At 44.4% G+C, this 17,875-nt stretch carries 11 protein-coding genes; 9 read left to right on the plus strand and 2 right to left on the minus strand.

Going from position 1 to position 17,875, the window contains the following annotated elements:
• Positions 1 to 302 precede the first annotated feature (302 nt).
• Entirely contained in the window at positions 303 to 4,244 is a 3,942-nt protein-coding gene (locus tag GRFL_RS01480) for a hybrid sensor histidine kinase/response regulator transcription factor (protein ID WP_083642839.1), read from the plus strand.
• Here GRFL_RS01480 and GRFL_RS01485 read toward each other — a convergent pair.
• Positions 4,241 to 5,920, minus strand: a complete 1,680-nt coding sequence (locus GRFL_RS01485) for a beta-N-acetylhexosaminidase (protein ID WP_083642841.1) — start codon at positions 5,918 to 5,920, stop codon at positions 4,241 to 4,243. The genes GRFL_RS01480 and GRFL_RS01485 overlap by 4 nt on opposite strands.
• Before the next feature lie 151 nt (positions 5,921 to 6,071).
• On the opposite strand from GRFL_RS01485, the gene GRFL_RS01490 reads away from it, so the two are divergent.
• The 4 genes from GRFL_RS01490 (at position 6,072) to GRFL_RS01505 (ending at position 9,548) form a co-directional block, all read left to right on the plus strand.
• Positions 6,072 to 7,475 (plus strand): MATE family efflux transporter, encoded by a 1,404-nt coding sequence (locus GRFL_RS01490; protein ID WP_236995857.1) that lies wholly within the window; start codon positions 6,072 to 6,074, stop codon positions 7,473 to 7,475.
• 66 nt (positions 7,476 to 7,541) lie between these two features.
• Entirely contained in the window at positions 7,542 to 8,315 is a 774-nt protein-coding gene (locus GRFL_RS01495) for a DUF481 domain-containing protein (RefSeq protein ID WP_083642843.1), read from the plus strand.
• 43 nt (positions 8,316 to 8,358) lie between these two features.
• Positions 8,359 to 8,736, plus strand: a complete 378-nt coding sequence (locus GRFL_RS01500) for a hypothetical protein (RefSeq protein WP_083642845.1) — start codon at positions 8,359 to 8,361, stop codon at positions 8,734 to 8,736.
• 26 nt (positions 8,737 to 8,762) lie between these two features.
• Positions 8,763 to 9,548 carry a 3-keto-disaccharide hydrolase gene (locus GRFL_RS01505; protein ID WP_083642847.1) on the plus strand — a complete coding sequence of 262 codons (786 nt, stop codon included), beginning with the start codon at positions 8,763 to 8,765 and terminating at the stop codon, positions 9,546 to 9,548.
• Between the two features lie 64 nt (positions 9,549 to 9,612).
• On the opposite strand, the gene GRFL_RS01510 is transcribed toward GRFL_RS01505, so the two are convergent.
• Positions 9,613 to 11,379 carry a vWA domain-containing protein gene (locus tag GRFL_RS01510; RefSeq protein ID WP_083642850.1) on the minus strand — a complete coding sequence of 589 codons (1,767 nt, stop codon included), beginning with the start codon at positions 11,377 to 11,379 and terminating at the stop codon, positions 9,613 to 9,615.
• Positions 11,380 to 11,536: 157 nt separating this feature from the next.
• On the opposite strand from GRFL_RS01510, the gene GRFL_RS01515 reads away from it, so the two are divergent.
• From GRFL_RS01515 to GRFL_RS01530, 4 genes are all read left to right on the plus strand, one after another.
• Positions 11,537 to 11,944, plus strand: a complete 408-nt coding sequence (locus GRFL_RS01515) for a hypothetical protein (RefSeq protein ID WP_083642852.1) — start codon at positions 11,537 to 11,539, stop codon at positions 11,942 to 11,944.
• Between the two features lie 102 nt (positions 11,945 to 12,046).
• Positions 12,047 to 13,129, plus strand: a complete 1,083-nt coding sequence (locus GRFL_RS01520; protein WP_083642854.1) for an efflux RND transporter periplasmic adaptor subunit — start codon at positions 12,047 to 12,049, stop codon at positions 13,127 to 13,129.
• A 23-nt stretch (positions 13,130 to 13,152) separates the two neighbouring features.
• Entirely contained in the window at positions 13,153 to 16,395 is a 3,243-nt protein-coding gene (locus GRFL_RS01525) for an efflux RND transporter permease subunit (RefSeq protein ID WP_083642855.1), read from the plus strand.
• Positions 16,388 to 17,842: a TolC family protein gene (locus tag GRFL_RS01530; protein WP_083642857.1), complete on the plus strand. Its 1,455-nt coding sequence runs from the start codon at positions 16,388 to 16,390 to the stop codon at positions 17,840 to 17,842. Before GRFL_RS01525 ends, GRFL_RS01530 begins: the two co-directional genes overlap by 8 nt.
• The last annotated feature ends 33 nt before the right edge of the window (positions 17,843 to 17,875 follow it).

The following is a 17,875-nucleotide window of genomic DNA, read 5'->3' on the forward strand; positions in this document are numbered from 1 at the left end:
TTCAGCTTTTTTATATCCTCATTTTTTCCGATTTTTACTAAATCGATATAGTTATTAATTCGATAAATTTGAACTATCTCGATTGTTAATAGTTTAATAATTCAATTAAAATTTTAGGGATTTGATTGTGGTTTGAAGGTAATGGATGACTCTACCATTTTTTCTTCCAATTGTTCCAATCTTTAGATTTTTTGAATCAATTTTTAAGAAAAAGTTAATGTTGACGTGATATTGAGACGATTTGTTGAACTGTGAAACAAAATGAATACCTCTAACTTGTACTTTAATGGTATCCTACTTTTATGAGGAAGCGACTTTTTTCTATGACCATCCTATTGCTGCTAAGTTTACATTTAGCCGCCCAGGAATATTATTTTAAAAATTATCAGGTAGAAGATGGATTATCCCATAATACCATTACCTCTTCCTTACAGGATCAACGGGGATTTTTGTGGTTTGGAACCAAAGATGGTTTGGATCGTTTCGATGGTTATAATTTTAAAGTCTTTCGTCAAGAAACCGGAAAGGCAAATAGCCTGGGCAGTAATTTTGTTCGAACACTGCATGAATTTCAGAATAATATTTGGGTAGGGACCGATAATGGACTCTACAAATACCAGGAAGAACTGGAAGAATTTCAGCTTATTCCTTTATCTGCCAATGAACCCATTCTGGATATTGAAAATGATGATCAGGGAAATCTTTGGTTTATTGCTGCGGGAAACGTCTACCGCATGAATATTCAATCTGGAAAAACTGACAGTTTTAATAGATCATATGCCTGGTGGTTATTCAAGGACTCTTCCGGTAAAATATGGATGACTACTCAGGATCAATTTTTCAGCTTTCAGGAAGATACCAATGATTTCCAACCAGAAGAAGTTGACTTACACATCCATAACGACCTGCCTTTCATCATCACCAAAGTCATGAAGGCTCAAAAAGATTTGATCTTGATCGGTACGAAATATCACGGGGCTTTCTGGTATGACACCATTAAAAAGACTGCTGAAGCGATTTTTCCCGAAGATCAAAACCCCTTATACGTTAGAGATTTTACATTAGCCAGCGCACACGAACTCTGGTTGGCTACAGAATCTGGCGTTTACATTTATAATCTGAACACTGAGCAATTTACCAATTTAAAAAAGAGCTATAACAACCCCTATTCTCTTTCAGATAACGCAATTTATACCCTTACTACTGATACCGAAGGAGGTGTATGGATGGGAACCTACTTCGGCGGGATTAACTACTATCCCAAACCCTATACCCCTTTTAACAAATATTTTCCGAAGGTTGGGGAAAATTCAATAAGCGGAAACGCAGTTCGGGAGATCCATCAAGACCAATATGGTAAAATATGGATTGGAACGGAGGATGCAGGGCTTAATCGTTTCGACCCTGTAACTGGAGAATTCTGGAATATTCCGCAGAAAAACCTGTCGCACTATAACATTCACGGAATTCTCACATTAGATGATGAATTATGGGTAGGTACTTTCGAGCACGGTTTGGACATTTTGGATATCCAGACTGGTAGAAGGTTGAGACACTATGAAAGTTCTAATACGCGTTCTCTCAACAGCGATTTTATCATTGATATTTTTAAGTCTTCGGAAGGTACAATTTACCTTTTAACCTCCTCCGGTATTTATAGTTATGATCCGTTACACGATGATTTTGTTCCGGTTCCCGGTCTTCCCGAAAATCACCATTATGCCTATATTGCTGAAGATCAAAAAGGGATCATCTGGCTGGGCACGTACTGGGACGGTCTCTATCGCTATAATCCTAAAAATAAACAGGTTCGTGCGTTTACCCATAAAAACGACGACTCATACAGTATTAGTAGCAATGTCATAAATGGGATATTTTCTGATTCTACTGAAAGGCTTTGGGTAACTACTGAAAATGGCTTGAATCTCTATGATCCAAAAACGGGAAATTTCAGGAAATTGACTACTCACGACGGCCTCCCGTCCAATGTCACCTATTCCATTCTGGAGGATCAAAATGGCATCTTATGGATCAGTACTTCAAACGGCCTGGTAAAATTCGATGTCAATAAAGAAGAAATGAAGACCTACACAACCGTGAATGGCTTGATCAGTGACCAGTTCAATTATAGCTCTGCTTTTCAAACTCCGGAAGGGCAAATGTATTTTGGAAGTGTAGACGGGATGATTAGCTTCAATCCTCAGAATTTTACCGAAAATAACGCGTCTTCGCCCGTATTGTTCACTGATATCCAGATCAACAACAAAAAAGTCCCTGTTAATTCACTAGGTTCGCCACTGGACAAATCGATCAATTTCCAAAAAGAGATCGTTCTAAATCACCGCCAGTCATCCTTTAGTCTGGAGTTTACAAATCTGAGCTATTCCTCTTCTGAAATGACTGAATACTGGTACAAAATGAAAGGATTACATGACGATTGGGTCTATCTGGGAAAGGAACACCGCATATTTTTTACAGAATTGCCAGCGGGCACCTACGAATTACAGATCAGGTCTAAAAATGGTTATGGGTCTTTAAGTCCCGATACTGCTAAGCTGGGAATTGAAGTATTACCACCAATCTGGCTGAGTAAATGGGCTTATTTTGTTTACACTCTGCTCGTTTTTACCGCTATTTATTTCTTAATCAGGTATTACCACCAATACACTCAGGAAAAGAACCAGCAAAAATTTGCGATTTTTCAAAACCAAAAAGAAAAAGAGATTTACCAGGCCAAGATCCAGTTCTTTACCAATGTCGCACACGAGATCAGGACGCCTTTGTCGCTCATTAAAGCTCCACTGGAAAAATTGATGCGAAGTACCGAGGGACAAAAAAAAGATTTTCGGGAAAATTTGGCCATTATGGACAAGAATACTTCCCGGCTTCTGAACCTGGTCAATGAATTGCTGGATTTTCGCAAAACCGAATCCCAAAATCTGAAACTTTCCTTCGTCCAAACCAATATTTCCAGGCTCTTACAGGACACGGTGGAGCGATTTAAACCGGTAATCGATGAAAAAAAGCTTTCCTTCCAACTGCAATTACCAGCAACGCCTGTAATTGCATATGTAGATGAAGAAGGCGTTCGTAAAATTCTTAGTAACCTTTTTAACAACGCGGTTAAGTATTCGGAAAAAATGGTGCGGGTAAAACTGGAACAAAATGAGCAATGTTTGACCATGAGTATCGAAAATGATGGCCCTAAAATTCCAGAAACCTGTGCGACAAAGATCTTTGAACCCTTCTTCCGTGTTTCTGAAAATAACGGTTTTTCCGGTAGCGGGATAGGCCTTTCCCTGGCACATTCTCTCACTTCCTTACATAATGGAAAGCTTAAACTGGAAAACGAACATACGGAAACAAACCGGTTTATACTCGAACTTCCCTTGCATCAGCATGAAGAATTTGATCTCTATGAACCAGCCGGGATCGACAAAGAATATCGGGTTGCTCCGTCGCCCTCTGCCTTTCAGTCGACTGAAAAATCGAACGTTCTTCTGGTCGAAGACAATCAGGATCTGCTTAATTTCCTCCAGCGTGAACTACAGGAGTCTTACCGGGTCTTTCAAGCTGAAGACGCACAAAAAGCACTGGAAATCCTTTCAGAAGAAAGCATTCAACTAGTGCTGAGCGATGTTTCAATGCCTGGAACCGATGGCTACAGTTTATGTAAAATGATCAAAAGCGACCTGGCTACCAGTCATATCCCGGTGGTTTTATTAACAGCCAAAAGCGGTATGAATTCCAAAATCGAAGGACTGGAAAGCGGTGCAGACAGCTATGTAACCAAACCATTTTCGGTAGAATATCTAAAGGCCCAAATCCATTCCCTCATCCAGAACAGGCGCAATGTGATGGAATTCTTTTCCAGCACGCCGCTCTCTCATATTAAAAGCATTGCCAATTCCAGAACTGATGCTGATTTTCTTACGAAACTCGATAAGGTAATCTTTCAGCATTTAAATGATACGAGTTTAAGTGTGGAAACGCTCGCAGATATTATGAACATGAGCCGTTCCAGCCTTTACCGTAAAATTAGCGAACTTTCCAATCTTTCACCCAACGAACTCATCAACCTCGCCCGGCTGAAAAAGGCTGCAGAACTGCTTCATTCCGGAGAATTCAAAATCTACGAGGTAGCCGAAAAAGTGGGCTATAAGTCTCAAACAAGCTTTGGTAGGAATTTTCAGAAGCAATTTCATATGACTCCTTCAGAATATATGAACTCCACTAAGGTTTAGTGGGCTTCAGGCTGTTCAAATACATGAGTGGCATAGCGGTAGTTTTGACGATCATATACTTTTCGCAAAGCGGAAAGGCGTTTCTGAAAATCCAGCCATTTTCGGTCATCCCGATTAGTCCAGCCAACTTCAGAAATGGCAGCGAGCCGTGGTAACAACATATACTGAAGTTTGTCAAAATTATCGATATATTCGGTCCACAGATTTGCCTGAGGCCCCAGTATATTCTGTTGTTGCGATTGGGTAAGCTCCTCCGGTTGCGGATGATAGGAATAAACCTTTTCCACAGGTAAGTACCCTCCAATTGCCAGGGGCTCTTTTTCGGAATTCTCTGCCTGGTAATAATCAAAATAACAATAACCGGTGGGTGACATGATCACCTCGTGAGATTGCTCGGCTGCTTCAATCCCTCCGGCTTCTCCCCTCCAGGACATCACCGTGGCATTTGGCGCCAATCCTCCTTCCAGGATTTCGTCCCAGCCAATGATTTTTTTTCCCTTGCTATTGATATATTTTTCCATTCTCTGGATAAAATAACTCTGTAACTCATGTTCGTTTTCCAGGTTCAGTTGGGTCATGCGTTTTTGACATTCTGGGCAGCGCTTCCAGTTATCTTTTGGGCATTCATCCCCACCAATATGGATATATTCTGATGGGAATAGTTCCATAACCTCATCAAGAACATTTTCCAGAAATTCGAAAGTTTCTTCCTTCCCTGCGCAGTAAACATCACTGTAAACTCCCCAACTCTCCTGCACGATCTTTATTCGCCCGTTTTCCTGTTGTTCTTTGCTGCTCGATGACATCATCCCTTCAGGAACCGTGGTCTTCTCTTCCGGAAAACAACTTAAAAAAGGATACGCGGCAATGGCTGCCTGGCTGTGTCCGGGCATTTCAATTTCAGGAATAATACGAATATGCCTCTTGGCTGCATAGGTTACGATCTCTTTAACATCTTCCTGCGTATAAAACCCGCCATAACGTTCATTATCATTTGACGTCCCGGGGAAATGCCCCACAATAGTACCATTTCGAAAACCTCCGGTTTTGGTAAGTTCCGGATACTTTTTGATCTCAATACGCCAACCCTGATCTTCCGTAAGATGCCAGTGAAAGGTATTGATCTTGTGAAGCGCCAGAATATCAAGATATTGCTTCACTTCTTCAGTATTAAAAAAATGCCTGCCTACATCAAGATGCATTCCGCGGTAGGTAAATCTTGGCTGATCTTCAATCCTCCCAGCCGGAATAAGCCGGTCTCCATTTTGTTTAAGAATTATTTGTCTTAAAGACTGAAGTGCATAGAAAACTGCCTGCGGTGAACCGCCTTCGATAGAAAGACTTTCAGGAGTGCTTTCCAAAATATAGCTCTCGGCCCCCATTTTTTCATTTACCTGGAGAAGCACTAAACTGCCGTCAGATTTTTCATCAGGTGTTTCTCCAAAATCCTCATATAGATATTTTCGCAAAAATTCAGCCTCTTGCCGGAGCTCATCTGGAAAATTGAAAGTAACCGGCTGGTTTAATAAAAAAGCTCCATTTGCAGGAATCAGTTTTTTAGGTTTTGGAACAATATAATAGTCGGTCTCTTCATTCATTCGCTCCAGGTATTTGGGGGAATTGCAGGAAACAAATAAAAACAGGAAAACTAAGGTCAAACGAAGAAGAGAGCTCATAAAAGTCCAATTTTACGATGAATTATTAGATGATTTGCTTTTAAAGATACGAGAACTTCCCAAATACAGATATTTTCCTCCCCCATCTATAATTATTCCCTTACCCAACCCATAAAAAGTCTAAATTAGTCAGGAGCAAGCAAAACCAGTTGTGAAGAAAAAACTAACGGCCAGGCGAATTTGGAGTCTTTTAGGGGAAGCTATTAATGGAGGCGAGCAGGATTTCACAAAAATGAATATCCCGCTCAGCATCTTTTTACTTTCAGTGCCCATGATCCTTGAAATGATCATGGAATCGCTTTTTGCGGTGGTCGATATCTTTTTTGTAGCCCGCATTGGGGAAGATGCCGTGGCCACAGTAGGCCTTACCGAAGCCGTCATCATCATCATTTATTCTATTGGTGCGGGCATTAGTATGGCCGCAACAGCCATGGTCGCGAGACGCTTCGGGGAAAAAGATTATAAACGCGCCGGCAGTGCGACCTTTCAGCTACTGGTTTTTGGTGGCGGAATTTCGATCATCCTGGGAATTTTGGGTTTTCTGTTTGCGGAAGATATCCTCCGTTTAATGGGTGCTTCGGAAACAGTTATTCAAACCGGCATTTCTTATACCCGAATCATTTTTGCCGGAAATACCGCGATCATGCTCCTTTTCCTCTGCAACGGCGCCTTTCGCGGTGCCGGTTTGCCTCACCTCGCGATGAAGACGCTATGGATATCAAACGGCATCAATATCGTGCTTGACCCCTTACTCATTTTCGGAATTGGTTCTTTTGAAGGTTTTGGCCTGGAAGGTGCCGCGATCGCCACCACTACCGGTCGAAGTCTCGGCGTTTGCTTTCAGCTCTATCATTTACTGAATGCGAAACACAGGCTGGTCATCCTGAAAGAAAACCTGAAATTCAAGCTGAAAACCTTAAAAAAGATCGTCTCCATTTCGGCTGGTGGGATGGGGCAGTTCCTGATCGATTCTGTAGCCTGGATATTTTTGATCAGGATCGTGGCTGAATTTGGGAGCAGCGCCGTGGCCGGGTTTACCATCGCCTTCCGCATTCTGATGTTCAGTTTGATGCCTGCCTGGGGCCTTTCTTCCGCAGCGGCAACGATGGTGGGACAGAATCTCGGAGCCAGAAAAGTAAGAAGGGCTAAGATTTCGGTCTGGCTCACCGCAAAATACAACGCCATTTTCCTGGCTGTCATTACACTGGTGTACCTCGCTTTTGGCGAATGGGTAGCCGGCTTTTTCACCCCAAATGATGAGGTTCTGGAAATTGCGGCTTTAGGCCTTAAGGTTATTGCGCTGGGTTATATTTTCTTCGGAATTGGAATGGTCATGATCCAGGCCTTTAACGGGGCGGGCGACACCAAAACACCTTCCTGGATCAATGTGGCGGTCTTCTGGTTCCTCGAAATCCCGCTGGCTTACTGGCTGGCCAAATCCATGGACCAAGGCATTCTTGGAATTTTTATTTCCATCGCCTTTTGCCATTCCCTTCATGCCCTGATCGCTCTCTGGTATTTCAGAAAAGGAAAATGGGCGCTTACTAAAGTCTGATTTTTTCACACAATTTAAAGCGTTTCTGCTTCGGAATAGCGAAAGCTGTTTTTTAACTTTGGCGGCATGAACCAACCCATATTTTCCAGATTTTTACTGATCATCGGGATCATGCTACCGGGGATCATTCAGGCCCAGCTTGTGAATATCGAATCCAAACGCATGCAAACCGATTCGATCAGGTTTGCCCTGAATGCCGATTTCTCCCTGAACTATGCCAACAATAACGGGACAAACGTCACCCAGATAAACGGCGCGCTCACTACGCAGCTGAAATCAAAAGACCTGAAAAGTATTTATTTTCTTATAGGAACCTATAAACTTATCGACAGTGAGAATAAAAACCTGCAAAATGCCTGGTTTCTTCACGGCCGGTATAATTATAAATTCAACCAGCTACTCCGGCTGGAAGCTTTCTTACAAGGTCAATACAACCAACTTTTGGTCGTGGAGCAGCGAAACCTCGCCGGCATTGGCCTTCGGGTAAAATGGATGGATAAGGAGAATTTCACCGGTTATGCCGGTAACAGTTATATGTACGAGATCGAGCACAGCGATGAGGCTGGGACCATAGACCATAATCATCGAAACAGCACCTATCTCACGCTGTCCTATTTTCCGAAGTCGCAGCGCTTTTCAGTAGCCAATACGGTTTATTACCAGCCGCTTTACAGAGACCTCAAGGATTACCGCATTCTGGAGCAGTTCCGGCTGGACATTCCGCTGGCGAAATGGTTTAAGGTTTTCAGTATTTTCAACTATTATTTTGATAGTAAAACGCCGCTTGGAGGGGAAGAATACACTTCAAATCTTAATTTTGGGCTGGGAATCAGTTTATAATTTCAGAACATTCTCTATCTTGTAAAGACTTTTATCTTTTACAATGCCTCGGATAGAAAATAAGAAGCAATTCTTCGCAAAAGTTCAAAATGCGCTTGCAGGTTTCCTGATATTTCTCAATGGCATTGACAGTTTCCAGGATTATCCGGTCATCGGTTTCATCAATATCATTATTGGTACCGCACTTTTTTCGGTGTTTATGCTTAGCAAAAAAGGCAAATTTGATAATGAATTCATTAAACCCCTCATCCTTTTTTCCGAAGGCGTAGGTTTATTATTGGTTGGCTATGTATCTTTTCTGAAGGGAGCTGAAAGACTACCGTATGTATTTTACGCGGCCGCAGCCGGCTATTTGATCGCCAGCCTCGTGCAGTTTCGTAAACGCCTGGCCGAAGGTAAAAGTCTCAAAATCGATTTCTAATAACTTTAAAATTTGATACCATTCTTATGAATCATTGTAAAAATTTGCTGCTTACCGGTTTGGCGAGCCTCACATTCGCTCAACTTTCTGCACAGGAATATCCCAATACACCACCGGAAGAATCTCCTATGCCTATGAAACCCGAAATGACGGAAATTTGGGAGCCAGAGGTGGAAGTGGTCACTCCCGGCGAAAAACTGGGCGATGCACCTTCAGACGCGATCATCCTTTTTGGTGGTGAAAACCTGGAACAGTGGGTAAGCCAGTCAGATTCTACAAAAGCGGCACCCTGGGAGGTCAAAGATGGCTATTTCCAGGTTAGTCCGGGTACTGGTGGCATTCAAACCAAGATGAAATTTGGCGATTGCCAGATCCATTTAGAATGGAGTGCGCCAGATGATGCTGCGCACCGAGGACAGGGTCGCGGAAATAGCGGTCTCTTTTTTCAGGATCGCTACGAATTGCAGATTCTGGACTCATATGAAAACCGAACTTATGCCAACGGACAGGCTGGAAGTATTTACAAGGATCACCCACCGCTGGTCAACGCCATGCGTTCCCCTGATAAATGGAATACCTATGACGTGATCTATACCGCACCTCGTTTCAAGGAAGACGGAAGACTGGACAGCGAAGCAAAGATCACTGTTTTGCATAACGGTGTGGTCGTGCAGAATGACGCAACTATCCACGGTCTTACGTTATATATCGGCTTACACAATTACCCGGAAGCGCACGGCGAGGATGTGATCGCCCTGCAGGATCACGGAACGAAAGTGCAATTTCGAAATATCTGGATCAGGAGGCTATAACGACTACTGAAAATCATAAAAAAACCGATCTTAACAGATCGGTTTTTTTATTTCTGGCAGGCGCTTATTCATAGGTTTTCACCAGCCGGATGAACTCCGCCCGGTAACCATCCCCGTCTGCTCCCCGACCGGCTTCCGCGAGGTCTATCACGACATCATTTCCGCAGTTATTGGAATATTCAGATTCCCGAAGATTCATTCCGAATAAGGCCACGGCCGACATGAACTTTAAATCTTCACTTGGCTCTTTTTCGGTTTCCGGGGAATTGACCGTTTTCGTGATCAGCTTACTGTTATTCCCATCCGGTTCCTTATACCGAAATTTGACCGTGAGTAATTCCTCTCCAAAATCCTTGTTTTTCATCCTACTATATTTCAGGTCATCCACCTCTTTCAGAAATTTGGATTTTACGCCAACCGGGATGATCTCGTAAAGCGCAGTAACTGTATGACCGCTGCCCAGTTCCCCGGCATCTTTTTGATCATCATTGAAATCTTCGTCATTCAGCAGTCGGTTTTCATAACCAATGAGTCGGTAAGCCGCGACTTTACCAGGGTTGAATTCCACCTGGATTTTTACGTCTTTAGCAATGGTATAGATCGTACCACCAAATTCGGTTCCCAGCACCCGTTTGGCTTCCTGCATGTTATCGATATAGGCATAATTTCCGTTACCTTTATCAGCCAGGGTTTCCATTTTCGAATCTTTATAGTTCCCCATTCCGAAGCCGAGACAGGTGAGGAAAACACCACTGTTACGTTTTTCTTCAATAAGATCTTCCATCGCGCGGTCACTGCTGGCGCCCACATTAAAATCACCATCGGTTGCCAGGATCACGCGGTTATTTCCGCCTTCGATAAAATGCTCTTCAGCGATCTTATAGGCCATTTTGATTCCTTCGCCCCCCGCGGTTGAACCTCCCGCCTGCAACTTTTGGAGAGCCTCCTTGATTTTCGCTTTTTCATTCCCACTGGTGGGTTCCAGCACCACACCTGCCGCTCCTGCGTAGACCACCATCGCCACTTTGTCCTGCTCCCGAAGGTTATCGGTTAGCAGTTTAAAGGCTGATTTCAATAATTCCAGTTTATTGGGACTGTTCATGGAGCCGCTAACATCTATCAGGAAAACCAAGTTCGATGCCGGAACGTCGTCCAGCGGAATAATCTTTCCCTGTAAACCAATTTTGACCAACTGGGTCTGGTCGTTCCACGGCGTGGCTGCCACTTCGGTATTGATGGAAAATGGATCATTTCCGGTAGGCTGTGAATAATCATAATTGAAATAATTGATCATTTCTTCAATTTTTACCGCATCTACCGGAATATCCTGTCCATTATTGATCATCCGGCGAATATTGCTGTAACCTGCGCGGTCCACATCTATCGAAAATGTGGAAAGCGGTGCGTTACCCACACGCTTAAAAATGTTTTCCTCGATGGGCTTATATGACTCGGTATTCTCTGGCGGATTGGCATAAGAAATTCCAGAAACTACACCACTAAGGCTTCTTTCTGCATCATTCTGTAACAAAATCACCTCATCTAGTGATTCCCGCGATTCTTTCAAGACTACTTCAAGAATTGTTTGGTCTTTAATTTTGATCTTTTCCGTAATAAAGCCAATAAACGAGAAGGTAAGAATATCGCCTTTACTGGCCTCGATTGAAAATTTTCCGTCAATGTCGGTCTGAGCCGAAGTATTGGTTCCTTTTACCAGGATATTGACTCCCGGCAAACTCAGGCCACTTTCGTCTATGACCGTTCCGGTAATTGTTCTTGCTGAAATTTGGCTAAATGAGAATGCAATTATCAGTAGTAAAATTGATTTCATACGGATTAGTTTTTGAGTTAGAATTAACGGTTGCATTTAAAATTTAAGATTTAAAGCACATCAATCATTCCAAAACTGGCCATTTCAAACGTTTTCGGAAATTTAACTTATTAAAAATTTGTGAAAACTATAGCGGCAGAATACTTTTGTTGTCCGAATGAAAAGAGCATTTGCTAAATATTTTTTTTCGGTACTCTTCCTGTTACTGGGAACTGTTTTGTCTTCGTATGCCAACTCGGTTCCGGAAAGCAATCTTAAGGTTTCTTCTGAAATACGTATCGATAATGCCAGTTTTGGCACTGCTCAGCTTCACCAAAGTACCCCAAGTTCCCAACTGGAGCTGGAAAAAATCCTGATCGAGGAAACGGAAAGCGAGGATTTTGAAAATCATTCAGATGCTGACCAGTTTTCCAAACTCTTTACCAGCCACCTTTTTACCGCCGCATTCTATATGCTGGCCTGGGAATACGCGATTGGCCAAAATGAAACCTGCCAGCCCTGCCGCAAGCAATCCACGCACCATACCCTCAAGCGTTTCATACAGCTAGAGGTTTTCAGGATCTAAAATTTTCCTTTTCACCTGTGGCTTAGAGGTAACCTGCCTGCCAGAAACCTGGCCAGGCCCATTCCCTATTTAATCATTCTAATTTTAAAAATTCATTTTACTATGAAGAAGATCCCACTTTTAATTGGTTTTCTTGCCGTGCTGTGCAGCATTGGCTGTAATTCTCATAAAGAGGAAAATCATGAGGAAGAAACATTCCAGGTAACCACGCCTGTAAGAATCGACACTTCCTTTACCAAAGAATACGTGTGCCAGATCCACTCCATTCGCCATATCGAACTTCGTGCGATGGAAAAAGGTTACTTAAAAAACATCAAGGTAGATGAAGGGCAGCACGTAGAAAAAGGGCAATTGATGTTCCAGATCATGCCCAATATTTACCAGGCCGAACTTCAGAAAGCTAAAGCTGAAAGCGAAGCGGCCAAGATCGAATTTGAAAACACCAAATTACTGGCAGACAGCGATGTGGTCTCTCCCAATGAGCTGGCCCTCTCAAAGGCCAATTATGACAAGGCTCAAGCGGAAGTAAACCTTGCACAAACCCATCTTGGATTTACAGATGTTCGCGCTCCCTTCAGCGGGATCATGGACCATCTGGAAGTTCGTGAAGGCAGTACGCTGGAAGAAGGCGAATTGCTTACATCCCTTTCAGATAACAGCAAAATGTGGGTGTATTTCAATGTGCCGGAGGCGGAATATCTGGACTACATGATGAACACCAGGAACGACCAGCAACAAAACGTGAATTTATTGCTGGCCAATAATAAGAAGTTTGACCAGGATGGTGTCGTAGAGACCATCGAGGGAGAATTCAACAACGAAACCGGAAATATTGCTTTCCGTGCCACTTTTCCAAATCCGAAAGGTATTCTGAGACATGGGGAAACCGGGAATATCCTGATGACCATCCCACTGAAAAATGCGATGCTGATCCCACAAAAAGCCACTTTTGAGGTATTAGACAAACGCTATGTATTTACGGTAGATGAGAAAAATGTGGTGCATCAAACCGAGATCAAAACCGGCGCCGAACTACCCCATCTATTCGTGGTGGAATCTGGCCTAAAGGAAAATGACCGGGTGTTGCTGGAAGGAATCAGGATGGTAAAAAATAATCAGGAGATCCATGCTGAAATGGAAGATCCGAACGAAGTGCTCGCGAATCTTGATCTATACACCGAATAGCAAACCCAAAATCTTTAGATAACATGTTTAAAAAGTTTATCCATAGACCGGTTTTGGCGATCGTGATCTCGGTGATCATCGTATTCGTCGGGATGCTGGCGATCAAGCAACTGCCTATTTCGCAGTTCCCGCAGATCGCGCCAACCACGGTCAATGTTTTCATAGCCTATCCCGGGTCCAGCGCCGATGTACTGGTGAAATCTACACTGATTCCCCTGGAAACCTCGATCAACGGGGTGCAGGGAATGCGCTACATCGCTTCGGATGCAACCAGTGCCGGGGAAGGAACGCTCCGTGTGATTTTCGAACCAGGAACAGATCCCAATGATGCGGTAGTGCGGGTAAAGACCAGGGTTGACCAGGTCATGCCTTTGCTACCGGAACTCGTGCAACGCGAAGGGGTGACCATTACGCCAGTACAGCCTAGTATGCTGATGTATGTGAACCTGTATAGCAAGGAAAAACATACCGATGAAAAGTTCCTGTACAATTATGCGTATACCAGGATCGTTCCTGAAATTCAGCGTATCAACGGTATCGCCAGTGCGCAAATTCTCGGTAGCCGTAAATTCGCCATGCGTGTCTGGCTAAAACCAGACCGTATGCGTGCCTATAATATTTCCGCGGAAGAAGTCCTGGAAGCCATGGAAGACCAGAGTATCCTGGCCCGCCCTGGTCGCCTTGGACGGAGTTCGGGTAAAAAAGCTCAGGCCCTGGAATACGTCCTTACCTACCAGGACCGGTACAGCGAACCGCAGCAGTATAAAGACATTATCCTGAGAGCCAACGGCGAAGGGGAAATGATCACCCTCGGCGACGTGGCAGATGTGGAACTGGGAAGTGAATTCTTCGATATCTATTCCAACCTCGACGGAAAACCTTCAGCTTCCATCGTACTGAAACAAACCTTTGGCAGTAACGGTAGCGACGTGATCGCTGACGTAAAGGAAAAACTAAAGGAACTGAAAGAAGACCTGCCCCCGGGAGTAGATTACAAAATTTCTTATGACGTTTCCAACTTTCTGGATGCGTCTATCGAACAGGTATTGCATACCCTGAGGGATGCATTCATCCTGGTGGCGATCGTGGTATTTCTATTCCTGGGAGACTGGCGTTCGACCCTGATCCCGATCATCGCCGTGCCGGTCTCACTGGTAGGAGCCTTTTTCGTGATGCAGATCTTCGGTTTGTCGATCAACCTCATCACGCTTTTCGCACTGGTGCTCGCAATCGGTATTGTGGTAGATAATGCGATCGTTGTGGTGGAGGCGGTTCACGTAAAAATGGAAGAAGAAAACCTCACGCCATACAAAGCATCTTCCGAAGTTCTTGGAGAGATTGGTGGCGCGATCATCGCGATCACACTGGTGATGGTTTCGGTGTTTATACCGATCTCTTTTATGTCGGGTCCTGTTGGAGTGTTCTACCGCCAGTTCTCGATAACCATGGCCGGGTCTATCGTAATTTCCGCAGTAGTGGCACTAACACTCACACCGGTTCTTTGTGCAATGCTCCTGAAGAACACCCACGGAAAACCTCGCAAAAAATCACCTATCAACCGTTTTATCGACTGGTTTAACCGCGGCTTTGAAAGACTTACCGGAAGATATGTAGGCTTCCTGAACTATATCGTAAACCGAAGAGTCATAACCTTTGGAATTTTACTTGCATTCTGTGTTGGGATCTTCGTGACCAATAAAATCCTGCCGGCAGGATTTATCCCCAGTGAAGACCAGGGAATGATCTATGCGATCATCCAGACACCTCCGGGAGCAACCCTGGAACGAACCAATGATGTTGCCAGAAAACTTCAGAAACTGAGTGAGGAAGTTGAAGGTGTGGAATCGGTTTCATCACTGGCCGGTTACGAGATCATGACCGAAGGTCGTGGTTCCAACGCGGGTACCTGCTTGATCAACCTGAAACCATGGTCTGATAGGGAACATTCGGTTCACGAGATCATGGAAGAATTGGAAGAAAAGAGTAAGGATCTTGGAGCTACGATCGAATATTTTGAGCCGCCAGCGGTTCCAGGTTTCGGATCTTCTGCCGGTTTCTCGTTGCGTTTGCTGGATAAAACCAACTCGACAGATTACCATGAATTCGAAAGAATCAACAATGAATTTCTGGAAGAGCTGGGCAAGCGAAAAGAACTTAGCGGACTGTTCACCTTTTTCGCAGCTAATTATCCGCAGTATGAATTAAAGATCAATAACAAGGCGGCTATGCAAAAAGGGGTATCCATTGGTAAAGCGATGGAAAACCTGAATATCCTGATTGGTAGTACCTACGAGCAGGGATTCATCAAATTTGGTCGATTCTTCAAAGTTTACACACAGGCCGCTCCGGAATACCGTGGGATGCCTTCAGACCTGGAAGAATTATATGTGAAGAACGAAGAAGGAGAAATGGTACCCTATTCTTCTTTCATGACCATGGAGAAAAAACTGGGACCCAATGAAATCACTCGTTACAACCTGTACAATTCGGCAGCGATCAGAGGTTTACCGGCAAAAGGTTACACCACCGGTGATGCCATTGAAGCCATTCGTGAAGTAGCCAAGGAAAAACTTCCAAGAGGTTATGATATTGCCTGGGAAGGTCTTTCCTACGACGAAGCCAACCGTGGAAACGATGCTCTGTTCATTTTCATTATCGTCCTCGTTTTCGTGTATTTCGTACTGGCCGCTCAATATGAAAGTTTCTTACTGCCGTTCGCGGTACTGCTTTCCTTGCCGGTTGGAGTTTTTGGCTCCTTCCTGTTACTGAAGCTTATGGGACTTTCCAACGATGTGTATGCCCAGATCGGGGTAATCATGCTGGTAGGGCTTCTAGGTAAGAACGCGGTACTGATCGTGGAATTTGCCGTTCAGAAACATCGCCAGGGAATGAGCGTGCTGGAAGCTGCCATCGAAGGCGCAAAAATGCGTTTCCGACCTATTCTAATGACTTCTTTTGCCTTTATCGCCGGGTTGATCCCATTGGTGATCGCCAGCGGAGCCGGCGCCATTGGTAACCGAACGATTGGTGGTTCGGCGCTGGGTGGTATGCTCATTGGGACCATATTCGGGGTGATCATCATCCCGGGGCTTTATTTCATCTTCGGAAAAATGTCTGAAGGAAAAAGCCTGATCCGCGATGAGTATGATGAAACCTTTACCGAAGAGTTCATGCGCACCAGCGAAGGTGAAGGAAGCATTAGCTCCCGTTTGCGCAAGATCAACAAAAAACTGAAAAAATTAATGAAAAGAAAAGAAGATGAATAGACTATCGATCTTCCAATCAAAATATGCAAAACCCGTCTGTATAGGCATTTTAGCAACTTTTTGCCTGTACAGCTGTGTACCGTCACGGGAAATCAGGGAGGCCAATACCTCCCTGCCCGGCGGTTACCAGGATAGCATTCAGCAGGATACGGTGAATTCCGCAGCGATGAACTGGAAAGATTTTTTCCGGGACGAAAAACTGCAGGAGCTTATTGACACCGCGCTGGTGCACAACCAGGAACTGAATATTACCATGCAGCAGGTGGCCATGGCCAAAAACGAGATCAGGGCACGCAAAGGTGAATATTTGCCCTCAGTGAACCTGCAGGCCGGCGCTGAAGTGGAAAAAGTAGGCAGGTACACCAGTCAGGGCGCCAATGATGCGAATACCGATATTCGCCCAGAGGAAGAATTCCCGGAGCCGCTGCCAAATTTCATGGCAGGCGTTTTCGCTTCCTGGGAACTGGATGTGTGGAAAAAACTTCGGAATTCCAAAAAAGCCGCGGTGATGGAATACCTCTCTTCCGTGGAAGGGCAGCATTTCATGGTCACGAATCTCATTTCAGAGATCGCGCAGTCTTATTACGAATTGATCGCGCTGGATAACGAACTGGCGATCATCGATCAGAACCTGGACATCCAGGGAAATGCGCTGAAGACCATCCGTATTCAGAAACAAGCGGCAAGAGCGACCGAGCTTGGAGTTCGCCGTTTCGAAGCAGAAGTACTCAAGAATAAGAGTGAGCGTTACGCCGTACAGCAGGAAATCGTGGAAACCGAGAACCGCATTAATTTCCTCATCGGAAGAGCGCCACAACACGTCGATCGGAATTCCCAAAATTTCACGGAAGCTTCCCTGGACAGCCTTTATACGGGAATTCCATCGCAGCTGCTTACCAATCGCCCGGATATCAGGCAGGCAGAATTCGAACTGGAAGCTGCAAAACTGGACGTGAAGTCGGCAAGAGCTAATTTCTATCCAAGTTTTGAGATTCATGCTGGTGTTGGACTGGAAGCATTTAAACCGGAATTTCTAACCACCACGCCAGAGTCGCTTTTATACAACCTGGCGGGTGATATGGTGGCGCCGCTGATCAACCGGAACGCGATCAAAGCAACTTATGCCACGGCAAACGCCCGGCAACTGCAGGCTGTATACGATTATGAGAAGACCATTCTAAATGCCTATATCGAAGTTTCCAACGAGCTTTCGAATATTGACAAGTTGCAGAAAAGTTATGAATTGAAACAGGACCAGGTGGAGGCACTCACACAGTCTATCGATCTCACCAATAAGCTTTTCCGTTCAGCAAGAGCAGATTATATGGAAGTCTTGCTCACACAACGTGATGCACTGGAATCGAAAATGGACCTGGTGGAAACCAGGAAAGAACAACTGTTGGCGCGGGTATCCATGTACCGCAATCTCGGTGGCGGCTGGCAATAGTTGGTTTAGTTAGCTGAAGAAAAAGCCATTTCG

Origin of the sequence: Christiangramia flava JLT2011 (assembly GCF_001951155.1) — a bacterium.
Taxonomy (GTDB): domain Bacteria; phylum Bacteroidota; class Bacteroidia; order Flavobacteriales; family Flavobacteriaceae; genus Christiangramia; species Christiangramia flava.

Excerpts from the sequence above, each read along its gene's own strand:
- GRFL_RS01495 (WP_083642843.1), top strand. The coding sequence starts at position 7,542 with ATGAACCAACCCATATTTTCCAGATTTTTACTGATCATCGGGATCATG.
- GRFL_RS01510 (WP_083642850.1), bottom strand. The coding sequence starts at position 11,379 with ATGAAATCAATTTTACTACTGATAATTGCATTCTCATTTAGCCAAATT.
- GRFL_RS01485 (WP_083642841.1), bottom strand. The coding sequence starts at position 5,920 with ATGAGCTCTCTTCTTCGTTTGACCTTAGTTTTCCTGTTTTTATTTGTT.
- GRFL_RS01505 (WP_083642847.1), top strand. The coding sequence starts at position 8,763 with ATGAATCATTGTAAAAATTTGCTGCTTACCGGTTTGGCGAGCCTCACA.
- GRFL_RS01500 (WP_083642845.1), top strand. The coding sequence starts at position 8,359 with ATGCCTCGGATAGAAAATAAGAAGCAATTCTTCGCAAAAGTTCAAAAT.
- GRFL_RS01515 (WP_083642852.1), top strand. The coding sequence starts at position 11,537 with ATGAAAAGAGCATTTGCTAAATATTTTTTTTCGGTACTCTTCCTGTTA.
- GRFL_RS01530 (WP_083642857.1), top strand. The coding sequence starts at position 16,388 with ATGAATAGACTATCGATCTTCCAATCAAAATATGCAAAACCCGTCTGT.
- GRFL_RS01480 (WP_083642839.1), top strand. The coding sequence starts at position 303 with ATGAGGAAGCGACTTTTTTCTATGACCATCCTATTGCTGCTAAGTTTA.
- GRFL_RS01520 (WP_083642854.1), top strand. The coding sequence starts at position 12,047 with ATGAAGAAGATCCCACTTTTAATTGGTTTTCTTGCCGTGCTGTGCAGC.
- GRFL_RS01525 (WP_083642855.1), top strand. The coding sequence starts at position 13,153 with ATGTTTAAAAAGTTTATCCATAGACCGGTTTTGGCGATCGTGATCTCG.